This window comes from Deinococcus puniceus, from assembly GCF_001644565.1.
Classification (GTDB): Bacteria; Deinococcota; Deinococci; order Deinococcales; family Deinococcaceae; genus Deinococcus; species Deinococcus puniceus.
Genome location: NZ_CP011387.1, coordinates 127,157 through 148,497, shown reverse-complemented (window position 1 = coordinate 148,497; position 21,341 = coordinate 127,157). Strand labels below are relative to the sequence as shown.

The window sequence follows — 21,341 nt, the reverse complement described above, 5'->3', positions numbered from 1 at the left end:
ATATTCCCTTGAAACCCAAGGGGATGGACGGCTGTATGTGACCCGGAGTGAGGGCAACAAAGCTTCACGCCTCCTCGCCATTGAGAGTCAAACGGGGCAAGTGCTGAAGGAAGTTCCATTGGCTCAAGATGATTTTGTTTTTCGGGCAGCAACAGACACTACTCCTGCCCGACTGTTGTCTGATGGGTATGCGAACACTCAATGGGTCATGATTGAGCGTGACCCCCTAACCTTGGCTGAAACAGACCGCTGGGTGCTGCCCGCCTCCCTCCGAAGCTTCAATGCCGACACAACGCTGGCGCTGCTGTCCGACGACACCATCATCAACACACGCACGCGGCAGCTTGTGCCCCTTCATCCCGCCGTCAACACGCTTCTGGCGACTCTACCGAAGGACACTTACACGTATTGGTCATCTGATAAGCAGTGGTTTGCTGTTGAGGACTCGATCTGGCAAGGTGTCTACAAAGTGAGACGCTCTCTCTTTACGTCCAATGTCACAGGTCAAGCCATAGACGGGAAGGCTCAACATACTTTCAAATGCTCTGGCGGGAACGATAACGGCATCAGCAACGACGCCCTAACGCTCCCCGACGGCGGGGCAGCACTGGCCTACGATGACGGCGTAATCGAACTGCGCCGCGCCGACGGAACGCTGAGGAACGCGGTAGAGACTGGAGATTGCCAGCGGGTTGATCTGAGCCTGAAGGGAGAGACGCTAACCTTCACGGGCAAGACGCTGGGAACGGTGCGCCTCTCCGACGGGCAAATCACGGCGCAGGTGGACGCAAATGCCCCCGACGACACCCGCCTTCCTATTTTGGGCAGCATCCTCAACACCGACGCAGGCGTGTTGAAGTACCAACAAGTCGGCGGTGTGAAGTGGCAACTGGGTACCGCCCCCAAATCGCTGTGGCTGAAGGCCAACGCCACTTGGATTTCTGAATCCGAATACCACGTGACCGGGGAAGCCCGCGTGAACGATGAGCCACTGACGCTGACCGCCAAGGCTTTTGCCTCAGGCATCAAGTTTCAGGCTCAGGCGGTTCCTATTTATGTCAGCTGGGATGGAGAATTGCGCCGCGCCGATGGCAGCCTGTACGCCAGAGTAGACGGCTCACATGGGGCCAAAACCACAAGCCAGCAATTCAATCTGCAACTGGAAGGCAAAGATCGGGACTTTGCTTATCGGGGCGAATTGAAACGCTGAGAGAGTCGAACACAACCAATCAGCAGGCCGCTGAGACTGGATTGCTCAGCGGCCTGCTTAGCTCTCCCCTGCTTACGCCAACTGTTCGCCCAAAAAGGCCATCAGCCCTTTGATGTACTCGCGGTCAAAGCGGAATTCCACACCCGCTGCACGGTACAACTCCGGGTTGGGGGCCGTGCTGCCTAGGCGCAGGGCGGTTTTGTAGTTGGTGAGGGCCGCCGCCGGGTCAAGCCGCGCCCCCTGCCAAATGCCCACCGCCGCGAGATAACACATAGCGTATTCGATGTAATAAAACGGCGCACGGAAGATGTGGTAATACTGCCAGCCCTTGGCCCGAATGCCTTCGTCCAGTCCGTCCCAGTTGATGAAGGGGTGGAAGGTACGGTCAAGTTCCAGCCACTTGTTATCCAAATCGGCAATGGTCAGGTCGGCGGGGGCTTCGGCGTAGAGCCAGTGCTGAAAAGCGTCCATCTGCGCGGCCCACGGCAAAAAGGCCACCACGCCTTCCAGCTGCTTGGCGCGGTAGCGGGTCAGTTCGTCGGGCGTCAGGGCATGGCCCAGATGATCGAGCGTCAAGAATTCCATCGCCATGCTAGGAATTTCTACGAATTCAATCGGACTCCAGCGGTTCCAGAGCAGCGGTTGCGCGTCGCCGCTGTAAAAGCCGTGGAAGGCGTGCCCGACTTCGTGAAACAGCACGCGCACGTCTTCGCCCGTGCCCACCACGTTCATCAGCACGAAAGGTTGATTTTCCACGGGGTAGTACTCGCAGTAGGCGTGCGCCATTTTACCGGGCCGTGATTCTAGGTCAAGCAAGCCGCCGCGCATAGAGCGGAAACGTGCGCCCAGGTCGGCGTCCAGCGAGTCGAAGGCGGCTTGGGCCAACTCCTCCAACTCTGCGCCTGTGGTAAAGGGCTTCAGCGGTGCGCGGCCTTGCGGATCAAGCAAGTTGTTGCGGTTGTAATCCCAAGGGCGCACGGTATCGAGGCCCAATGTGGCGGCAATGTCGGCCATCATGCGGGTCGTCAGCGGCACCACTTCTTCCCGCACGGCTTCATGGAAGGCGGTGCAGTCGGCGGGCGTGTAGTCCACGCGGTCAAGGCGCTTCCACATATAGTCGCGGAAATTGCCCAAATCGGCGTTGCGGGCGAGTTGCTGGCGCGTGGCGATCAGTTCCAGCATCAGCGCGTCGAGGTCGGGGGCCACGGCCAGATTGCTGGCGGCCAGTGCCTGCCAAGCGCTTTCGCGGGCGGCGCGGTCTGGGTCGTCCAGCCGGGCTTTGGCCTGAGGCACGGTCACGCTTTCACCGTCCAACGTCACGGTCTGGTTGCCCGTAATGACCCCATGCCGCGACATCTGCTGCTCGTGCGTGGTGCCCAGTTCCACGTTCGCCTCACGGAACAGGGCGGCGGCGTCGCGGAATCGGCGGTAATTCAGGGCAAAATCGGGGGCGGGCACGTAACCGGGCACGGCCAGCAGCTTTTCGGTCAGGGCTTGCTCGGCCCGTTGCACGCCGGGAATCACGTCTTGCACGAACGCCTGAAACCGCGCCTGAATCGCCTCGTCATCGGTGTGCAGGTCGGCGTGCGTGGACAGTTTGGAGCGGGCCTGCGTCAGATCGGCGTCTACGGCGCTCCACTGGGCCAGCCATGCGGGAACGCCGTCCGCGGTCAGGTCGGCGTCCTGCAACGCCTGATAGCGCGGCGCGAAGGTGTCCCAGCGGGTTTGGTCTTCGGGAACGGCCAGAATGCGTTCCACAGCCTCTAGTTGTGCGGTCATGGCCCCCAGTGTAGCGGCAGAGTGTAGCGGGCGGGCATGGGGTAGGCATAGGCCAAATGACCGACAGCGGGGGCGGGTCTGAGGGTCGAGGGAGGGCAATCGCTTCGCTCACCACCCCCTCCCCAGCCCTCCCCCCTCAAGGGAGAGGGAGCGGAACACACCGCGCTACTTAGATCCTTGACCCTTAGACAAAATACCCCCTACGCCACATCACCGCCGCCCAACCCCGCCCGCACCCCCGGCCACTCCTCCCGCGTGATGGAATACATCACCGTGTCGCGCAGATAGCCGCTGGCCGTGATCATATGCGAGCGCAACACGCCTTCGCGCACCGCTCCCAGTTTTTCTATGGCCCGCTGACTACGGACGTTGCGGGCGTCGGTTCTGAGTTGCACACGCACGCAGCCGAGGCCGTCCCAGAGGCCCCCAAAGGCGTAAGTGAGCAGCAGCAGTTTCATGCGGCGGTTGGCCCCCGTACCGTGCAGGGCGGGTCTAAGGAATGTCCAGCCAATTTCGGCGGCGCGGTGGGCCTGACTTAAGCCGCCTAAGCGCGTTCCGCCCATCACGTCTCCGTTCACTTCCAGCACGAACGGCAGGGCATCGGGCGCGTCCAGCGCGGCCTGAAAATAGGCTTCTTCGGTGGGCTGGCTGCCCATCAAGGCCCATTCATCGGCTGTGGCGCGGGTCAGGGCTAGGAGAACGGGAATGCCGGCAGGCGTCAGGGGCCGCAAGGTCAGGTTGCCTTCAGTCAAGGTCAGGGCGTGCCGCATAGCCCCAGCTTAAAGAACCCGGCTGCATAGATTGACTTGCGGTGCATACCGCGCTATCTTGTTGTCAATCAAGTTCAGTGTTCAACCAAATGCAGCCACCGCCGCCAGAAGGCGGATTTTTTGTTGTGGGCTACAAAGTGAACTGGCAGAGACTGGGGCGAGGTTGATGCTGAAAATTGCAGGTTCTTTGTCCTCTAACTCAACGCCGTCCAGTACGCAGTTTCTCGGATCGACCTGCATAGCTTGACTGGCCCTGCATACCGCGCTATACTCTGTTCAATCAAGTTAAGCCAACCGCCGCCACAAGGCGGGTTTTTTATTTCGTGTTCAGACACGGCGTCCGATGACCTGTAGCGCGTCCTGTGCGGCGTCCAGTTCCAGTTGTGCGGTGCGGCCCGGTGCGGCCAGTGGGGTCAGGCGCAGCACGTCGGCGCGGATGCGGGCAGCCAGCAGCGGCCCAGCTTCGCGCAGCAGGTGGGGGCCGTAGCGCAGGGCGGCGGTGTGCGGCAGGCCCGAATAGGCCGGATCGGGGCCGGGATGCCTCAGTAGACGCAGCACCGGATACGGCCAGTAGCCGTCTATCAGGCGCTCGTGAGTCAGGTGATAGCCCGATTGCTGCGCCCACACGCGAATGGGGGCCGGATTATCGTTGGGCTGCAGCACCAGCGTAGGCGGCAAGACCCCTACCTCTGCCCGCCGCAAAATGACCGCGATGGTGCCCGCGCCCATGCCCGTAATGCTGGCGCTGTCGGCCTCAGCGGGGTGCAGGGGTGCAAAGCCGTCGCCTGCGCGGATCTCGATGTAGTCTGCCAGTCCGGCACGGGCCACATTGCGCCGCGCCAACGCCAGCGGGCCGGGATTGAGTTCTATGACGATGCAGCGCCGCGCCCGCCCGGTCTGGATCAGGCGCAGGGGTAACTTGGCATGATCGGAACCTATGTCGGCGTGCGTGTCTGTGTCCAGAAGCGCCAAGACAGCTTCTAGGCGCTCGTCCAGCCGAACGAACCGCCGCACCGTTTCCGGCGTCGAAAGAGTTGGCTTCGTGACCTGTGGCGTCACCGTGCCGCGCCCTCATCTTCGGCCAAGGGGCCTGAACTGTGCTGCTCCCCCTCTGTGTGGTCACCGACCTGATGCCGCTCGCTCTGGCGCGACAAAATGACCGAATACACGCCGATAGACAGGATCATGGCGGCCACGGCTGCCCCGTAGATCAGCACGTCGTAGCCGCCCGTCCATTCCAGCGCCACCGAAAAAAAGTCGACGGCGATGGCCGTGATGACGATGCCCAGCAGCTTTTGCTTCAGGTCTTCGAAAGTGCGGATGTGCAACCATTCGGGCACATTTTTGATGCCGCCGATAAACAGCGACTGCATGCCGAGGCTGATGATCAATAACGCCATCGCCACCAGCAGCGTATCGGTCTGCTCCACAGCCGCGATCATCAGGTGCTTGGTGGTGTCTTCCTGGCCCAGCCGCGCAAAAGCCTCGGTGATGCTGACGTAGGCCTGCACGATGGCGGCCACGAACAGCGCCAGACTGAAGGCGAGCGCACTCAACACGCCGATTTCGACGATCAGGCGCGAAAACCCGAAGGCCCGCTGGATGGCAGTGGCCCGGACATGGCTGGGGGAAGAACGGCGCTGACTCACACGTTCCAGCATACGGGGTCGGCTGCGATAAGGGGGCCACCGGGCAAGACGGTCAATCGGGCAACACGGTCAGCGCGTCGCCTACCCGGATCAGGCCGCCCCGCACTACCCGCGCTGTGATGCCGCCGTGCCCGCGCACCGCGTTGTAGCCGCCCGCCCCAAAGGTCTCTTCCATGCGCGAGCAGGGGTGGCATTCGCCCGTGCCTTCCAAAATCACCTCTCCAAGCTGAAAGCGGGCGTCCTTGAGGGCCAGCACCGACAAGCCGCTGACGACGATATTGCGCCGCATTTCTTCGGGGGTCACGGTTTGCACGCCCGCCAAAGCCGCGATCACGGGCAAGTGTTCGGCCTGAATAAGCGTGACTTGGCGTTTGCCGGGGCCAGTCCAACCCGATGAGGCGGCGGGCGGCGGGAGGTACGGCGGCACTTCCTCTCCAGTCTCAAACGGAATGGCCTCGCCCGAAATGGCCCGCAAACGACCCGGCGCGGTTTTGCCGTGATCGCCCAGCAGGCCCACGAGCGGATGGGCTTCGGCGTGCTGCACACTCTGAACAGGCAGGCGGCGGCCTTCGCGGAGGCCGATCCAGTCCACCCGTCCGGGCCGGGGCAAGCTGCGTCTGAGTTCCTGCATGGTGAGCATGGAGCCATGCTAGCGGGGTTAAGGCGGGCCAACTCCCGTTCAGTCCTGAATACGGGCGTCGTATTCTACGCGCTCCGGCACAAGATTGCCGCCCTGCACACGGTAAATCAGCAGCAGGGTGCCCGAAAAAGCCCAGTCCTGCTGCACCGTCGCTTCGGCCACCAGACGACCCCCACGCACGCTCCAGCGCAGTTGGTCGCCTATGCGGGACGGCACGGCGGGCGCACCTTCGGGCAAGTCCAGCGTGTGCCGCACGCCGCCCACGATGACGGCACCGGGGGCAAAGGTGACGCGGGCGCGGATGGCGTTCAGCGGCTCGGCTACGTTCAGTTCCCACAGTTCCCCGTTTAGCGCGTCGGGCAGGGCCAGCACACGGGCATCGAAGATGGCGTAGCCCGTGCCCTCGTCCACCATCAGTTGCGCCAGCACTTCGGGCCTGCCGTCTCCGGTCAGGTCGGCGGCCTGAAGCGTGGGCCAAAACGTCGGGTTGCCGATGCTACGCCACGCCGGAAACACCCGCACCGCGCCGCCTGCCCGCACCCGTATTCCAGTGATGTCGTTCCATTTGAACGCCCGAACACCTTCTAGCGTGACCGCAGGCTGCGCGAGTCGGGCCAAGACTTGCCCAGCAGGAAAAGTTCCATCCGAGCGTGGGCCGCCCGAACCGCCAGCAACGGCAAAAGCAGGCAGAGCGAGGGCCAAAGCGAGCAAACTCCGGGCAACGGGGCGGCGCATGGCTTTAGCGTAGGCTTCCGGCGGACGCGGCGGCAGACCCTCCCCCACTGTCTCCCCCAGTGGCCCCCGGTGTGTAAATGGGCGGCCCAAGCGGCGGCATTCGGCGTTCCAGTCGCCGTTCTAGCTGAAACCCGAACCCTGTCCAAGTCCACTCGCTGAGGGCGACTGACGGGCTACTTCTGCCCGCTGCGTAAGTGCCTTCCCAAGTTCGCAGGCGGCCCCCCGGCTCCACACTCAGCGCCAGCACAGGCCGGAACAGGGCGCTGCCGATCCAGACTTTTTGGTACGCCCCGCCCGCCAACGGGCGCAATACCGCGATGTGGGCGCTGTCTCCGGCGGCGTCCCGGTTGGCCCCTATAGGCGTCTGGGCCTGTGACCAGCGGCGGATCGGCCAGTCGGCCCACGGACGCCACAACGCCAACACGCATTCGGGCAGGCCATCGCCCGTAACGTCGGCATACGCGCCGGAACGCACATCCCAAGTGGGCGGCAGGTGCAGGGCCGCGCAAGGGGCAGGCAAGGAAGCAGGCAGGCGTGCAGGCACAGACACGGGGCCACTGCCGCCACCGGCAAACGCCGTACAGAACGACAGAACAAGGAGAATCAGGACTTTCATGGCAGCCCGCCCATGCCCCCAGCACAGGCCGGAAGATTCAGCCGCGCCAGCACTGGCCCAGCTTCGTCACCAGTGGCCCGCGTGACCCGGCCCGCACGCACACGGGTCGGCACGGCGCAGGCGTCCAGTTGGCCCTGCACCCAGCGCACCCGTACCACCGCACCCACCCGTGCCGCCGGAAAGGTCTGATCGAACAGCAGGTTGCCGAGGCTGTACAGCACCAACGTTGGGCCGCGTGGGGTGCCGAGTTGTTCTGCCCGCTGAAGCACGTGCGGGCCGCTGCCTACGATCAGTGTCGCGCCCGCCGCGGCCAGTTGGCGGGCCAGCAGGCGTTGCCGCGCTGTGACCGGGCCAAACTCTGCGCCCCAATGCACGGCCACGATGACTACCCGCGCCCGCTTTGCACCGTCTTGCACGGCAGCCAGCGGGGGCAGTGTACGCCCATCATCAAAAAACCCGATCCATGCCACAGGTACGCCGCGTACCTGCGAAACGGTCAGGCGCGTGGTCACGGGCAAGATGCCGTGCCGCCGTAAAGTGGCCCCCGATTCGGCTTGCCCCGCCGCGCTGCCGTCCTGCGCGTGGTTGTTTTGGGTGTTCAGGTGCGTAAAGCCGGAGAGAGCGGCCACCGCTTCAGGAGTGGCGCGGAGGTCTATTCCTGCCGTCTGGCGCGGGGCCACCGTCAGCGGAGATTCCAGATTGCCCAGCGTGGCGTCGGCCTGCAGGGCCGGGCGCACCCCGTCCAGCGCCGCAGTCCAGTTGCCCGCCAACGCCTGCGTCACGCCCCGCGCAAGGCTGAGGTCTCCGGCAAGGGCAAAGGTCAGGGGAGCAGACGCAGGGGGGCCGGAACTGCCGGAAGTAAGGGCGAAGGCGAGCAGGGCGGCGGCCAAGTGTTCGCCGCCGCGCCTCCATCCCGCCCAGCGCCTCACTTCACCACGATGCCCCGCAGCCAAGGGTGCATGGGCGGCAGTTTTCCGGCTTTCAGTTGTGCCCGCCACGCTTCGTTGGTCAGACGCTGAGCAGAGGGAACCGTGAATTCGTACTGCGAATACACGCCGCCCCGCGCCACTTGCACGCCGCCGCGTCCGTTGGGCACCACTGCGTACAGTTCGTGAATGGTTCCGGTGGCCTGCTCCAGTGCCTCGCCGCCCGCCGTGGCGACATCGGCCACCACCGCAGCGTAGGGCGGCTCGTCGAAGGTGGGGCTGCCGCCCTCCGATCCGTCTTCGGGGTCGGTGCTGGCGAGTTTGAGTTGTTCCAGCCAACCGCCGTAAAAATGAATGCGGTCATAGTCGTCGCGGCTCAGGGCAGTTCCGGCCAACTGCTGGGCACTGACCCGGTTCAGAAAAGTCAGCATGTCTTTCAGTTCGGCCAGATTGGTATCGGTGCGCTCCGACAAGATGTTTTGGTTCACCAGCACGCGGCGGGTCAGGGCTTCGAGAGTCAGGAGGCGCGTCCAGACCGCCGCGTTAGGTTCCACGTACCCGCGCGGCGATTCAGGTTCTTCGCCCGCGCCCATTTCGGCCATGACCTGTTTGGCGTACAGCAGCGTGTCGTGGCGCAGTTCCGTCCACGATCCTAGGGCGGTCAGCATCTCTTTGCGCGTCCAAGCGGGCGTGCGCATAAAGGCTGGATAGCGGGCGTCACGGGCGGCGGGATTGGCGAGGGCTTGCAGCACGTACACCCACCCGCTGTACACGTTGGCCGTCCAGTCGGCGGGCTTGAGGGCCGCGAATTGGCCGCGCACTTTGGTCATCTGAGATTCGTAGTTCAGGAATTTGGCGTCGCCCAACTTGCGGGCTTCGTTCAGGGCGGCGTTGCTGCCCAGCGCGGCCAGCAGGTCTAACCCACGCGGAAACAGGCGCGGCTGGGTTTCCGTGCCTACCTCGCGGTACACCAACTGTTGCAGGGCCGCGCCGTCCAGCGTAAAGCGTTGCCCCATCAGCCGGAAGCCGAGGGTCTCGCGCTGCCGCACGTCTACACCTTCGCCGGGTTTAGCCACCACGAATACGCTGTTCACACGGGGCGGGGGCAGTTTGGCAAGGGCCGCTTGCACCGCCGCCAGCTTGGTGCCGTCTGCCAGTTGCCGAATGTCTCCCCCCGTCACCGACTTCAGAACCTGCGCGTATTGGCGGTAATTCAGGTCGTCGCTGGCTCCCACCAACAGCGCCGTGGGGTCATACACCCGCGCCCAGAGGGTTCTGACCTCGGCGTTGCCGTCCATCAGGCGCGTAATCAGGGCCGCCGTCAGCGTCTCGGACGGCTTCTCTACCCGCAGATTCAGGTGCCCCAGCCACATCATTGCCCGGAAATAGCGTTTCAGGGCTTCACTTTTGCTGTAGTGGCCGCGTGGCACGTACTGCGAATAGTCTTCGGTGAGGTCGGTAGAGGCGAAAATGGGCGAGACGGCAGCGCCCGCGTGGGCATCGATGAGCCTGAGTTCGGCGGCCACCAGCGCGGCCACTTCGGGCGGGGGTTGGGCAGCGGGGTCGGCCAATTTTTGCGCCACCGCCACATAAGCCAGCGCCTGCCGCGCTTGGGGGGCCAACTCTGTTCCGGCCAGCGCCGCCGATTGCTTGCGGGCGTCTTGCACCAATAGGGCCGTCATGCGCCGCACTGCCGGGGCCAACGTTTCGCGCTCTAGGTCACGCAGCATCTTGTCGAACACCAAATGGTAGATGTGCAGCATGGAATCGGTGGTAATCAGCACGGGTTGAGCAGCGTAGCGGGTATTTTCGTATACGGCGTCGAATTGCCGCCAGTTGGCCGGAGCGATCACGAACCCCTGAGCGGTGAGGGCCGCCCGCTGCGCTGCACTGAGGGCCGGGAATCCGGCGTCCTTGTCGCCCGTCAGGAGGTTGGGATTGCTGACCGTGCCCAAGTTCACGGGCAGGCTGTAGCTGGAGGCCGCCCCCGCCGTTCCCAAACACAGCGCCAAAGCTAAAGCCGCCGTAAGTCTGCCGCGCCCGCCCGTCCCACCCTGTCGGTTCATACCGATTGATACCACTCCCAGAGCCTAGAAGGAACCCGCCCCCCAACCCCAATCAGATGATTCGGCCCGCTAGTGCCCGCCGCGCCTGCTCCACTTCATTCCAAGCCAATGTTTCCCCACTGCGCTCCAGTGTGTCTTCGGGGCCTTTTCCGGCCAGCAGCACGGTGTCGTCGGGTTGGGCGGCATGAATAGCGTGGGCAATAGCTTGGGCGCGGTCTGGAATAGACACGAAATTAGACTGTCCCGCCTCCCGCGCTCCGCGTTCCATTTCATTCAAAATGTCGGCCAGCGGGGTATCGCGGCTGTCTTCTTCGGTAAAGACGGCGTGATCGGCCAAGCGCGTAGAAACCTCGCCCAGCGGCGCACGTTTGCCGGGGTCGCGCAGGCCCCCCGCCGAACCCAACACCACCCACAGTTGCCCGGCAGTGGTGGCCCGCAGCATGCTCAACACCTTCTCCAAACTGGGCGGCGTGTGGGCAAAATCCACGATCACGCGGGGGGCATCGGGCAAACCAGGCACCAACTCCATACGCCCCGGCACCCCCCGGAACGACGCCAGGCCCGCCACCAACTGCTCGGCAGTGGCCCCCAAATGTGCCGCCGCCGCCATGCCCGCCAGCGCATTGGCGACATTAAACCGCCCGATCATGGGCAAGTGCGCCTTGAACTGGCCCAGCGGTGAAGCAACCTCAAAGTGCAGGCCGTCCGCCGTTTCGCGGACTGCGCGGGCTTGCCAGTCGGCGTGCTGGCCCTCTGCCGAATAAGTGACTTCGGCGGGGGCGATGCCGCGTAACTGTGCCGTCCACGGGTCGTCGGCGTTCAGGACGGCAAACGGAGCGCGTTCGATCAGCTTGCGCTTGTCGGCAAAGTAGTTTTCCAGCGTGCCGTGAAAATCCAAGTGTTCGGAGCTGAGGTGCGTCCAGACCGCCACCGCCCACGGCACGCCGCGCACCCGGTCTAGGGCGAGGGCGTGGCTGCTGGCCTCCAAGACCACCGCCGCACCGCCCGCCTCTGCCATGTCGCGCAGGGTGGCCTGCACTTGCGGCGCTTCGGGCGTGGTGAAATGGGCCGGAAAGTGGCGCAACTGGCCGTCTGGAAGCTCGTAGCCCACCGTACTCAGCAACCCTGTGGGCAGTCCGGCGGCCCGCAACAAATGGCGGGTCAGCCAACTGGTGGTGGTTTTGCCATCGGTTCCGGTTACGCCCACCACCTTCAATTCCCGCCCCGGATGGCCCGCCAACGCTGCCGCTGCATCAGCTAACGCGGCCCGCGCCGACGCCACTTTCAAATAGGGCAAAGGTGAAACTACGCCGTCTGACAAGCCTTCGCCCAAGACGGCCACTGCCCCGCGTGCGGCCACATCGTCCAGAAAACTATGCCCGTCGAAGCGTGCGCCGCGAATGGCGACGAACACGTTACCGGGTTCCACCCATGCCGCGTTGTGGGTAATGCCAGTCAGGTCGGCTTCGGGCCACGCGCCCTCTTCGGGGACGACATCTAGGGTATGGGCAAGGTCACGCAGAAGCATGGGCCAACGCTAGCAGTGTTGGGGGGATGGGTGCATGGGGCTAAGCATCAAACGTTGTAGCCAAAGATGAGCCGAACATCATCGAGGCCACCCAGCGGGCGCAGTTTGTCTAAAACAGCCGATCTGACATACAGCAAGTATCCCAGCCATTCTTGTTTCTTTTCGTCGTCAATATGCGTCCATCTCCAACCGTCCCAGCAAGCTTCCCAATCTGTCTCTTCAAGATCACGGAGCAAGAGCATCTGGTCTGCTTTCTTATCAGTGGTGAAAAAGATGAGCGCCTCTCTGGCCTCACGACTCATGTCATCAGGCACTGAACGACGAGTAGGCCATTCTACGTTCATCAGCCACTGATCGCGGGGATAGAAAGTCCATGTGTTATGGAGCAGGTCTGCCTGCGAGATGCCCAAATCGGGATAGTCCTCGGCAAGCCACGAGCGATAATCATTGGGAACCAACTCCTCCGCCCGTTCCCAGCGCCCATCAGTCCGGCGACGTTCCACAACAATGATCACATCTAGACCCATACTGCCTGCACCCTACCGCAAGAGCGGCAGCCCGAACCCGAACGCCTGCACGCGGTCACAGACCCACTGAAAGGCGGCGGGGTCTTGCACAAAGTCCAATTGATCGCCGGGCACGCGTACCACCGGGCAGGCGTCGAAACTCGCTACCCAGTCGTCGTACAAGCGGTTTAATCCGCCCAAATAGGCTTCGGGAATAGTTTGCTCGTAGCTGCGGCCCCGCTGGGCAATCCGGCTTTGCAGGGTGGGCAGGCTGGCATCAATATGAATCAGCAGATCAGGGAGGCGCAGAGCAGGCAAAATCCCCTCGTACAGCCCCCGGTAAGTGGCCCAATCCCGGTCTTCCATCTGGCCCGACTCGTACAGGTTGCGGGCAAAAATGTTGGCGTCCTCGAACACGGTGCGGTCTTGAATGACGTACCGCGCCCCAGTCACCAAATTCAGGTGTTGCTCTAGGCGGCGGCTGAGGAAATACACCTGAGAATGGAAGGAATAGCGCCGCATATCGCGGTAAAAGTCTTCCAGATACGGATTATCGGTGTATGGCTCGTACACGGGGCGCAGGCCGTAGCGGTCAGCCAGCATCCGGGTGAGGGTGCTTTTGCCGCTGCCGATGTTGCCTGAAACGGCGACGTACATCTAGCGAATCCGCCGCTGAAAAACGAATCGTGGAGTGTAGATCGTAGAAAAAACACTCTCCAAAACCCACGATCCACGATCCCCTAACCACGTTCCGTCCCTCATCAATCTGCCGCGCTCGCCGCTGCTAAAGCCGCCTCAATCTGCTCTACGATGGCCTGCTCGTCGGCCTCTTTGCCCACAAAATCGTAGCCGCTGGCGTCCACCGTCAGCAGGGGATGGGGATAGGTGCGGAAATATTCGTCGTAGCGGGCGGTCAGGTCGGCCAAGTACGCGGCCTGCATATCGCGCTCGAAGGGCCGCCCACGCTGTTCTATGCGCCGCAGCAGCAAATCGGTGTCTGCCCGCAGGTACACCACCAGATCGGGCGTGGGCAGGCGCGGCGACAGGTGCGAATACAGGTCTTCGTAGAGGGAAAATTCGGCGTCTTTGAGGTTCATGGCCGCGAAAATAAAATCTTTGGCGAACAGGTAGTCGCTGACCACGTTGCCGCTCCAGAGACCGGGCTGGGCCAGTGTACTGAGCTGCTTGAAGCGCGAGAGCAAAAAGAACACCTGCACTTGAAAAGAGTAGGCGGCGGGGTCTTCGTAAAACCGCGCCAAGAACGGGTTCTCTTCTACGATTTCCAGATTCAGGTCTGCGCCGTAACGGGCAGCCAGCCGCCCCGCGAGGCTGGTTTTTCCCACCCCGATGGGGCCTTCTATGACCAAGTACATGACGGGGGGAATGATAGCGCCGCTGCGCCGGATAGAGTGAGAGGGGGCGCGGCGGCGATGGGGGTAGAGTTTTCTGCTCTGCTGGTTTATTGCAGCGTGCGCCGCAGCAGCGTTACCTTCACGTCTACACTCTTCTTGTTGCGCCACAGCCGCAAAGTGACCGTTTGGCCGGGCCGTTTGGCCGCCACGATGCGGATCACGTCAAACGAGTTTTGCACCCGTTGGCCGTCTACTGCCACGATGATGTCTCCGAGGGGAGCCAAAAACTGATCCTTGCTGTTGCGGAGTGAACCGCGCAGGGCGGCCCGTGCGGCGGCGCTTCCGGCGGGCACTTCGTCTACCAGTGCGCCCTCGCTGCTGTTCAGGCCCGCCAAGCTCCGCAGGGCCGGGTCGAGGGTTTCCAGATCCACCAAGGTCACGCCCAGAGTGCCGCGCTGAGGCACACCGATTTTCTCCAGATCGTCCAGACTTTGCTTGACCAGATCGCCGGGAATGGCGATGCCGATGGTGCCGGGAATCAGGCCGCTGGGGGCCGCGTTCAGGTCGGCCACACCCACCACCGCGCCGCGAGAATCGAGGATAGGGCCGCCGCTGTTGCCCGGCTGGATGCTGGTGGTCGTAGAAATGTACTGCCCGATTTCCGATCCCAGATTGTCGTTGCGCGGCACGTCTCGCGGGCTGACCATCACGCTGAAGATGCCTGCGCCCACGAAGTTTTGAATGCGGAGCGGCGTCCCGATGCTGATCAGTTTTTGGCCGGGAATCAAGCGGGCGCTTTGACCGAAGCTCAAGGTTTTGGGGGCCGTAACGCCCGTGACGCGCAAGATGGCAATGTCTATGCCGGGGTCTACGCCTTCAATTCTGGCGTTCACGCGCCGCCCGTTCGACAGCGTCACGCTCACCGATTCCTGATACTGAATGACGTGGTAGTTGGTCACGATCAGGTCTTTTTTGTAGAAGAACCCGGTGCCCACCTCTATAGGATCGTCGCCGGGTTGCAGAAATTCCTTGCGGAGCCGCGAATCCACGCGCACCACTGCCTGAATAGATTTCTGCACCACTTCGACGGTATTGATTTCATCGGACGTGACGAGGGCTCGCTGGGCCGTGACGCGCCCCGTGACATACGCGCCCGCCACCGCCGCCGACAGCAGCAACAGGGCGGCCAGCACGGGTTTATTCAACCCTACTTGGTTCAATGCTGGCATCAGCGGGCGCTTGGGCCGCGTAGGTTTGGCAGGCGTTCCAGTCGCCGGAACCTCCGCCTGAACCTCTGCCGCCTCTGGGGGCCGGGGCGTGCCAGGGGGGGTCATTCGCCGCCGCTCTTGCCCTTGCTGCCCCCCGAACTCTCGGAAGAACCGCTGCTGCTGGAAGAACTGCCCGAATCCCCACCGGAAGCAGGGCGGGAATCGTTGACATAAAAGCCGCTGCCCTTAAAGGCGATGCTGGGCCGCGCCAGAATGCGCTTGACGGCCACGCCGGTTTCAGGGTGGGTGGTGTAAGCATCGTCGCGCATGCTCTGGCGCAGTTCGTAGACCTCTCCGGTCAGGGTGTTTTTGTACAGGTACGTCGGCATGGGTGTCCTCTTAACTGGTGGGGGTTGGGAATCGGGTATGCGTGTGGAACTGGCCTGCGTGAACAACACCTGCTTCTGACGCGCCAAAAGCGCCCGTGCTGCGGTCTTGCCCGGCTGCGGTGCTTCCCCAGAGTGCGGAGTTGCAGCGCCGGGCCGCCTGCCGTGCCGACATCCTATCAGGCAGCCCCCGCACGGGCACAGCAAGCTGTCCCACCCTGCTTGAGCCAATCGTCAGGGAGGAGGGGCAGGCCAGCCGCCTCCCGCCTCTACACCCGACAATGAGTATCTTGCTCCCCTTGCTCAGGCGGGGTGCTACACTGCGGGGCAGACTTGTGGTGTCGGGTCTACACGAAGGAACAACAGGGCAGCGCAAGGCCCCACTGCCGGGCAACACTCGGGAACGCCGGGGAACACTAGGCAGGTGGGGAAACGAGGTGAGGGTCAGCGAGATTTCTGCGGATGCCCTCAGGCGAGCATGAGCGCCTACCCGCCGTACCAGTCGGTACGGGAAGCCCGGACGATAACCCCTGCGGCAACGCAGACATAAGGTTCGGCAACATGCATCCAATTCAAAGCAGACACCCCCACCAGCTTGTACGCCGTGTGGGACGGAGTTCTTATGTGTGGAATCGTAGGGTATATCGGCAGTCGGCAGGCGCAAGACGTTCTCATTTCGGGCCTCGCCAAACTGGAATATCGCGGCTACGACAGCGCGGGCGTGGCTATTCGCAACGGCACGCACATAGAAGTAAAGAAGAAGGCGGGCAAACTCGCCAACCTGAGTACGCTGCTGGAAGGCAAGCCGCTGGAAGGCACGCTGGGCATCGGGCACACGCGCTGGGCCACGCACGGCCTGCCCAACGACACCAACGCGCACCCGCACGCCACCGAAGACGGGCGCATCGTGATCATTCACAACGGGATCATTGAAAACTACCTGACCCTGAAAGCGGGGCTGATGGAACGCGGCCACAGCTTTAAGAGCGAAACCGACAGCGAAGTGTTGGCCCACCTGATCGAAGAAGCCTACTCCGGTGACCTGTACGAAGCGGTTCGGACGGCGCTGGGACAGGTACGCGGCGCTTACGGCATCGTGGTGACGCACGTAGACCACCGCGAAATCGTGGCGGCCCGCACGGTCAGCCCGCTGGTCATGGGCGTGGGCGAAGGCGAAATGTTCCTCGCGTCCGATGTGCCCGCGCTGCTGCCCTACACGCGCAAGATGGTCTTCCTGCACGACGGCGATATGGTAGTGCTGCATGACGACGGCTTCCGCATTACCGACCTCGCCGGAAATCCCGTCGAGCGCGACATCGAGCATATCGACTGGGACGCCGAAGCAGCCGAGAAGGGCGGCTACGACACGTACATGCTCAAGGAAATCTACGAGCAGCCCACCGCCCTCACCAACACCCTGATTGGCCGCCTGCACGATGAAACAGGCGAAGTGAATCTGGACATCAACCTCGATCCGGCCAGCTTCAAGCGCATCAGTATTATTGCGTGTGGTACGGCCTATTACGCCGGATTGGTGGGCGAATACCTGATCGAGCAACTGGCGCGGATTCCGGTGGAAGTGGACGTGGCGAGCGAATACCGTTACCGTTCGCCACTGGTCAGCGAGAACACCCTCGCCATCGTGGTGTCTCAGTCGGGCGAGACGATTGACACGCTGGAAGCCCTGCGCGAAGCCAAGAAGCACGGCGCGAAGACCCTCGGCGTCATCAATGCCAAGGGCAGCTCTATGACCCGTGAACTGGACGACACGCTCTACATCCACGCTGGCCCCGAAATTGGCGTAGCGAGTACCAAGGCGTACACGGCGCAGGTGTCGGCCATGCTGATGCTGGCGCTGTGGCTGGCCCGCGCCCGCAACACCCTGACCGACGAACAGGCCAAAGAGCTGCTGCACGCCGCCCGCGAACTGCCGCGCCTCGTGGAAGAAGCCTTGGCCCCGGAGCGCGTGGAAGCCATCAAGGCAGTGGCCGAGAAGTACGCCCATGCCCGCGACTACCTGTTCCTTGGGCGCGGCGTGAATGCCCCGACTGCCCTTGAGGGTGCGCTGAAGCTCAAGGAAATCAGCTACATCCACGCCGAAGGCTACGCGGCGGGCGAGATGAAGCACGGCCCGATTGCCCTGATCGACGAAAACCTGCCTGTGGTGGTCATCGCCACCGAGAGCTTCCTGTTGGAAAAGACCATCAGCAACTTGCAGGAAGTGCGGGCGCGGGCAGGCAAAGTTATTGCCATCCTGAGCGACGGCGATACCGCCAACGCTGTACACGCCGACGACGTGCTGTACGTGCCCCGCGCTCACGAAATGGTCAGCCCGATTGTGAACGTGGTGGCGCTGCAACTGCTGAGCTACTTCACGGCAACGGCGCTGGGCAAAGACGTGGATAAACCCCGCAACTTGGCTAAGAGTGTGACGGTGGAGTAAACAAGTCTAAAAGTTAGACAATAAACAAAGTGGCGGAGCTATCAAGTCTCCGCCACTTTCTATTGCTTTAGGCTGAAATCAACTTTTCGAAATCAACGTTCCCAAGTCATCCCAGACCACCCGAATCTCACGCAGTTCTCCGCCGGGAATGGTTTCGATCTTCTCTCCTGCCTCGCGCCCTCCCAAATGCAGGTAGAAGGCGCGGGTGGGATTGACGTCCAGCACCCAGAGGAACAGAGATTGGAAGCCGCGTGCCTGCAATTCTTCGGCCAGCGTAGCGGTGAGGCGGCGGCCTAAGCCCAAGCCCTTGGCGTGTGGCAGGGCGTACAGGGTATGGAGTTCGGCGTCAGAGCTGGGGTGATCTCGCTCAGCTGTAGGGCCGCCGGAGACGAAGGCCACCACTTTTTCTCCAAGTTCGGCCACCAGCGTCACGTGATCGGGGCTGCCCACATGCCTTTCCCAGAAAACGCGGCGGCGTTCCTGTGCGGCGGCATCGGTCATGCCTGCCAGAAACTCGGCGGGCATCAATCCGGCGTAGGTGTCTTGCCAACTGCTCACGTGTACCCAAGCCAAAGCGGACGCATCGGCAGGGGTAGCCCACCGGATGCGTCCGTTTGTCATAGGAAAGCTTAGTTACTCTGTTCGAGGTAGCGTTTCAGGGCTTCCATCCGCACGATGATAGGCGTCCGGGCACGCATGATCGCGCCTTCCTGCTTGAGTTTGCCCAAAGAATGACTCACCGTTTCGCGGGTGGCCCCCACCATGCGGGCAATATCTTCTTGGTTCAGCTTGAGGGCCAGTTCCACGCCTTGTGCGTGTGGGCGGCCAAATTCCCGCGCAAGGCGGTACAGCAGGCTCGCCACGCGCTCTGGGGCGCTGTAGGCACTGACGGCAGCCGTCCAGCTTTGGGCCTCAAACAACCGGGCGGCCATCAGGCGAATGAGTTTCATAGCCAGTTCGGGCTTGCTGTTCAGCAGCTTTTGCAGCTCGCCGCGCGGCAGCACGATCAGGGTGGTGCGTTCTAGGGCTTCAGCCTGTGTGGGACGGCGCTCATCGGCTTGCAGCAGCAATTCCCCAAAGGTGTCGTGTTGCCCGATCACGCCGAGAATGGCCTCCTTGCCGTTCGGAAACAGCTTGCTGATTTTCACGAGGCCGCTGCGAACGAAATACAGCGCATCGGAAGGGTCGTCCATGCGGTAAATCACTTCACCCGGCTGATAAGAACGGTAGGGCGTCGTGGCAGCCACGCGCTCTAGTTCGGTCAGCTCAAGATCAGCAAACAGCTCGGTGCGCTTGAGGTGCCAAACAAGGCTTGGGTAGTTCATGATCCTTAACAACATACCTGAAATGCAGAGAGGGAACACAAACAGACCTGACGGGACAGATGGCCCCCGCCCCCCGATAGATGAATTCCGGCGTGATTTAACCTGTTTTGGGGCGAAGGTGAATCTCTGCTTTAGGTTTGATGAGGGGCTGAGTGCCGTGTTCCCAGCGCAGAGACACCTCTGGCTGCCTTGAGACGTTTTTGAAAGCACGGTTGAACCACATGACAATGCCGCCAAAAAGTTTTAGACTGAGTCTAATCAACAATGCTGGGTTGCGCCCTCTCGTCGGGCGGCCCCCTGCGAGGAGTGTTTTATGCCTGTATACAAAGCCCCCCTTCGTGACGTGAAATTCCTGATGCATGAGCTGCTGGACGCCCCGGCGCAACTGGCGAAGATGCCGTTTTATGCCGAGAACGACACCGCCGACGGCGACCTGATGAACCAAGTGTTGGAGGAAGCCGCCCGCTTTGTAGAAGGCGAATTGTTGCCCCTGAACGCGGTGGGCGATCAGGAGGGCTGCACCCGCCATGACGACGGCAGCGTGACCACCCCCACCGGATTCAAGGCCGCCTACAACAAGTACCGCGCCGCAGGCTGGACGGCCCTCGACGCTGACCCCGCGTTCGGCGGTCAGGGCATGCCGCATCTGATCAGCAACGTGCTGGTGGAAATGATGAACTCGACCAACGTGGCGTGGAGCATGTACCCCGGCCTCAGCCACGGCGCTTATTCGGCGCTACATGCGGTGGGCAGCGAAGAACTGAAGGCCATCTACCTGCCCAAAATCGTGAGTGGCGAGTGGACGGGAACCATGTGCCTGACGGAACCGCACGCCGGAACCGACTTGGGCATCATTCGCACCAAAGCCACCGCCAACGCCGACGGCAGCTACGCCATCAGCGGCACCAAAATCTTCATCAGCGCGGGCGAACACGACCTGACGCCCAACATCGTGCATCTGGTGTTGGCCCGCTTGGAAGGTAGCCCGGAAGGCACCAAGGGGATTTCGCTGTTCCTCGTGCCCAAGTTCCTCGTGAATGAGGACGGCAGCCCTGGCGAGCGCAACGGCGTCGTGTGCGGTTCCATCGAACACAAGATGGGCATTCACGGCAACGCCACCGCCCTGCTGAACTTTGACGGCGCGACCGGCTACCTCGTGGGCGAGATCAACAAGGGTATGAACCACATGTTCATCATGATGAACGCGGCCCGTTTGGGCACGGGCTTGCAGGGCTTAGGCATTGGCGAAACCGCTTACCAGAACGCCTTGGCCTACGCCAAAGACCGCACCCAGATGCGCCATGAACCCCGCGTGAATCCCGGCGAGAATGCCGATCCGATCATCGTGCATCCCGACGTGCGCCGGATGCTGCTGACGGGCAAGGCCTACACCGAAGCGGGCCGCGCTATGGCGATGTGGCTGGCCCTCAGCATCGACACCGAGCACCATCACCCCGACGAGGCCGCCCGCAAAGAAGCCGCCGACCTCGTGGCCCTGCTGACGCCGATTGCCAAAGCGTTTATGACCGACAACGGCTTCAACATTGCTGTGCAGAGCCAGCAAGTGTTCGGCGGTCACGGCTATATCCGCGAGTGGGGCATGGAACAGTACGTGCGCGACGCCCGCATCGGCCAGATTTACGAGGGCACCAACGGCATTCAGGCGCTGGACTTGCTGGGCCGCAAGGTGCTGATGGACGGCGGCAAGAAGCTGCAAAAGCTGGCGACCATCCTGCAGACCTTTATCGAGGAAAATGAGGGCGAGGACGACTTGGCCGCCATGCTGGATCAACTCGGCAAGGCCGCCAACCAACTGGGCAGCTTGACGATGGTGGTGGGCCAGAAAGCCATGAGCGGCCCGGAAGGTGCCGACGAGGTGAACGCCGTAGCGGTGGATTACCTGCGCTTTTTCGGGCACGTAGTGTACGGCTACCTGTGGGCACGCATGGCGAAAATTGCCCACGCCAAGATTGCCGCCGGACAAGACCGCGACGGCTTTTACCTCGCCAAAGTCCAGACCGCGCAGTTCTACTTTGCCAAACTGTTCCCTGAAACCAAGGCGTTGGCTGCGACCATCAAGGCCGGAAACGAAAGCCTCGCCGTGGATGACCGCATGTTCGGACTAGAGCGGGCATTGGTCGGCGCTTAAGCCTCCGCTTTACAGCGTTAGCTTTCAGGCCATTCAACGCTGCTCCTGCTTCA

20 protein-coding genes are annotated in these 21,341 nt (G+C 62.5%); 3 read left to right on the top strand and 17 right to left on the bottom strand.

Features of this window, described 5'->3' with window-relative positions; all coding sequences use genetic code 11:
• Window positions 1–208 precede the first annotated feature (208 nt).
• Window positions 209–1,210 (top strand): hypothetical protein, encoded by a 1,002-nt coding sequence (locus SU48_RS00685; RefSeq protein WP_064013566.1) that lies wholly within the window; start codon window positions 209–211, stop codon window positions 1,208–1,210.
• 72 nt (window positions 1,211–1,282) lie between these two features.
• Here SU48_RS00685 and SU48_RS00680 read toward each other — a convergent pair whose 3' ends face one another.
• From SU48_RS00680 to SU48_RS00610, 15 genes are all read right to left on the bottom strand, one after another.
• Window positions 1,283–2,989 (bottom strand): M3 family oligoendopeptidase, encoded by a 1,707-nt coding sequence (locus tag SU48_RS00680; RefSeq protein WP_064013565.1) that lies wholly within the window; start codon window positions 2,987–2,989, stop codon window positions 1,283–1,285.
• Between the two features lie 200 nt (window positions 2,990–3,189).
• On the bottom strand, window positions 3,190–3,759 hold the full coding sequence (locus tag SU48_RS00675) for a GNAT family N-acetyltransferase (RefSeq protein ID WP_064013564.1): 570 nt from the start codon (window positions 3,757–3,759) through the stop codon (window positions 3,190–3,192).
• Between the two features lie 327 nt (window positions 3,760–4,086).
• A complete protein-coding gene (locus SU48_RS00670) occupies window positions 4,087–4,773 on the bottom strand; it encodes a tRNA (adenine(22)-N(1))-methyltransferase TrmK (RefSeq protein ID WP_064015756.1) in 687 nt (228 codons plus the stop codon).
• 41 nt (window positions 4,774–4,814) lie between these two features.
• Entirely contained in the window at window positions 4,815–5,408 is a 594-nt protein-coding gene (locus SU48_RS00665; RefSeq protein ID WP_331710193.1) for a YqhA family protein, read from the bottom strand.
• A gap of 52 nt (window positions 5,409–5,460) precedes the next feature.
• Complete coding sequence (locus SU48_RS00660) at window positions 5,461–6,048, bottom strand: MOSC domain-containing protein (protein ID WP_064013562.1); 588 nt, start codon at window positions 6,046–6,048, stop codon at window positions 5,461–5,463.
• Between the two features lie 39 nt (window positions 6,049–6,087).
• Window positions 6,088–6,783 (bottom strand): hypothetical protein, encoded by a 696-nt coding sequence (locus tag SU48_RS00655; RefSeq protein ID WP_064013561.1) that lies wholly within the window; start codon window positions 6,781–6,783, stop codon window positions 6,088–6,090.
• A 4-nt stretch (window positions 6,784–6,787) separates the two neighbouring features.
• Window positions 6,788–7,399, bottom strand: coding sequence for a hypothetical protein (locus SU48_RS00650; RefSeq protein WP_231881650.1), 612 nt, complete (start codon window positions 7,397–7,399; stop codon window positions 6,788–6,790).
• Window positions 7,396–8,328 (bottom strand): CapA family protein, encoded by a 933-nt coding sequence (locus tag SU48_RS00645; protein WP_231881649.1) that lies wholly within the window; start codon window positions 8,326–8,328, stop codon window positions 7,396–7,398. The genes SU48_RS00650 and SU48_RS00645 overlap by 4 nt, the downstream gene beginning before the upstream one ends.
• Window positions 8,325–10,391, bottom strand: coding sequence for a DUF3160 domain-containing protein (locus SU48_RS00640; RefSeq protein ID WP_064013560.1), 2,067 nt, complete (start codon window positions 10,389–10,391; stop codon window positions 8,325–8,327). The genes SU48_RS00645 and SU48_RS00640 overlap by 4 nt, the downstream gene beginning before the upstream one ends.
• Window positions 10,392–10,443: 52 nt before the next feature.
• A complete protein-coding gene (locus SU48_RS00635; RefSeq protein WP_064013559.1) occupies window positions 10,444–11,919 on the bottom strand; it encodes a UDP-N-acetylmuramoyl-L-alanyl-D-glutamate--2,6-diaminopimelate ligase in 1,476 nt (491 codons plus the stop codon).
• A gap of 47 nt (window positions 11,920–11,966) precedes the next feature.
• Window positions 11,967–12,446: a hypothetical protein gene (locus SU48_RS00630; protein ID WP_064013558.1), complete on the bottom strand. Its 480-nt coding sequence runs from the start codon at window positions 12,444–12,446 to the stop codon at window positions 11,967–11,969.
• 12 nt (window positions 12,447–12,458) lie between these two features.
• Entirely contained in the window at window positions 12,459–13,082 is a 624-nt protein-coding gene (locus SU48_RS00625) for a deoxynucleoside kinase (RefSeq protein ID WP_064013557.1), read from the bottom strand.
• A gap of 104 nt (window positions 13,083–13,186) precedes the next feature.
• Entirely contained in the window at window positions 13,187–13,798 is a 612-nt protein-coding gene (locus SU48_RS00620; RefSeq protein WP_064013556.1) for a deoxynucleoside kinase, read from the bottom strand.
• Between the two features lie 86 nt (window positions 13,799–13,884).
• A complete protein-coding gene (locus tag SU48_RS00615; protein WP_064015754.1) occupies window positions 13,885–15,006 on the bottom strand; it encodes a S1C family serine protease in 1,122 nt (373 codons plus the stop codon).
• 101 nt (window positions 15,007–15,107) lie between these two features.
• Window positions 15,108–15,374 (bottom strand): FmdB family zinc ribbon protein, encoded by a 267-nt coding sequence (locus SU48_RS00610; RefSeq protein WP_064013555.1) that lies wholly within the window; start codon window positions 15,372–15,374, stop codon window positions 15,108–15,110.
• A 619-nt stretch (window positions 15,375–15,993) separates the two neighbouring features.
• Here SU48_RS00610 and glmS point away from each other — a divergent pair.
• Window positions 15,994–17,814, top strand: coding sequence for a glutamine--fructose-6-phosphate transaminase (isomerizing) (gene glmS / locus SU48_RS00605; protein WP_064013554.1), 1,821 nt, complete (start codon window positions 15,994–15,996; stop codon window positions 17,812–17,814).
• 78 nt (window positions 17,815–17,892) lie between these two features.
• Here the strand turns inward: glmS and SU48_RS00600 are convergent, their stop codons facing one another.
• Together SU48_RS00600 and SU48_RS00595 are read right to left on the bottom strand one after the other, a co-directional pair.
• Window positions 17,893–18,435, bottom strand: a complete 543-nt coding sequence (locus SU48_RS00600) for a GNAT family N-acetyltransferase (RefSeq protein ID WP_064013553.1) — start codon at window positions 18,433–18,435, stop codon at window positions 17,893–17,895.
• 8 nt (window positions 18,436–18,443) lie between these two features.
• On the bottom strand, window positions 18,444–19,139 hold the full coding sequence (locus SU48_RS00595; protein WP_026298891.1) for a Crp/Fnr family transcriptional regulator: 696 nt from the start codon (window positions 19,137–19,139) through the stop codon (window positions 18,444–18,446).
• A gap of 313 nt (window positions 19,140–19,452) precedes the next feature.
• Between SU48_RS00595 and SU48_RS00590 the strand changes: the two genes are divergently transcribed.
• Window positions 19,453–21,288: an acyl-CoA dehydrogenase C-terminal domain-containing protein gene (locus SU48_RS00590; protein ID WP_064013552.1), complete on the top strand. Its 1,836-nt coding sequence runs from the start codon at window positions 19,453–19,455 to the stop codon at window positions 21,286–21,288.
• Window positions 21,289–21,341: the final 53 nt, after the last annotated feature.

What these genes read in the sequence shown, in the direction of transcription:
- SU48_RS00685 (WP_064013566.1), top strand. Translation starts at nt 209, where the DNA reads ATGATTGAGCGTGACCCCCTAACCTTGGCTGAAACAGACCGCTGGGTG.
- SU48_RS00680 (WP_064013565.1), bottom strand. Translation starts at nt 2,989, where the DNA reads ATGACCGCACAACTAGAGGCTGTGGAACGCATTCTGGCCGTTCCCGAA.
- SU48_RS00675 (WP_064013564.1), bottom strand. Translation starts at nt 3,759, where the DNA reads ATGCGGCACGCCCTGACCTTGACTGAAGGCAACCTGACCTTGCGGCCC.
- SU48_RS00660 (WP_064013562.1), bottom strand. Translation starts at nt 6,048, where the DNA reads ATGCTCACCATGCAGGAACTCAGACGCAGCTTGCCCCGGCCCGGACGG.
- SU48_RS00655 (WP_064013561.1), bottom strand. Translation starts at nt 6,783, where the DNA reads ATGCGCCGCCCCGTTGCCCGGAGTTTGCTCGCTTTGGCCCTCGCTCTG.
- SU48_RS00650 (WP_231881650.1), bottom strand. Translation starts at nt 7,399, where the DNA reads ATGAAAGTCCTGATTCTCCTTGTTCTGTCGTTCTGTACGGCGTTTGCC.
- SU48_RS00640 (WP_064013560.1), bottom strand. Translation starts at nt 10,391, where the DNA reads ATGAACCGACAGGGTGGGACGGGCGGGCGCGGCAGACTTACGGCGGCT.
- SU48_RS00635 (WP_064013559.1), bottom strand. Translation starts at nt 11,919, where the DNA reads ATGCTTCTGCGTGACCTTGCCCATACCCTAGATGTCGTCCCCGAAGAG.
- SU48_RS00630 (WP_064013558.1), bottom strand. Translation starts at nt 12,446, where the DNA reads ATGGGTCTAGATGTGATCATTGTTGTGGAACGTCGCCGGACTGATGGG.
- SU48_RS00625 (WP_064013557.1), bottom strand. Translation starts at nt 13,082, where the DNA reads ATGTACGTCGCCGTTTCAGGCAACATCGGCAGCGGCAAAAGCACCCTC.
- SU48_RS00620 (WP_064013556.1), bottom strand. Translation starts at nt 13,798, where the DNA reads ATGTACTTGGTCATAGAAGGCCCCATCGGGGTGGGAAAAACCAGCCTC.
- SU48_RS00615 (WP_064015754.1), bottom strand. Translation starts at nt 15,006, where the DNA reads ATGCCAGCATTGAACCAAGTAGGGTTGAATAAACCCGTGCTGGCCGCC.
- SU48_RS00610 (WP_064013555.1), bottom strand. Translation starts at nt 15,374, where the DNA reads ATGCCGACGTACCTGTACAAAAACACCCTGACCGGAGAGGTCTACGAA.
- glmS (WP_064013554.1), top strand. Translation starts at nt 15,994, where the DNA reads ATGTGTGGAATCGTAGGGTATATCGGCAGTCGGCAGGCGCAAGACGTT.
- SU48_RS00600 (WP_064013553.1), bottom strand. Translation starts at nt 18,435, where the DNA reads ATGACAAACGGACGCATCCGGTGGGCTACCCCTGCCGATGCGTCCGCT.
- SU48_RS00595 (WP_026298891.1), bottom strand. Translation starts at nt 19,139, where the DNA reads ATGAACTACCCAAGCCTTGTTTGGCACCTCAAGCGCACCGAGCTGTTT.
- SU48_RS00590 (WP_064013552.1), top strand. Translation starts at nt 19,453, where the DNA reads ATGCCTGTATACAAAGCCCCCCTTCGTGACGTGAAATTCCTGATGCAT.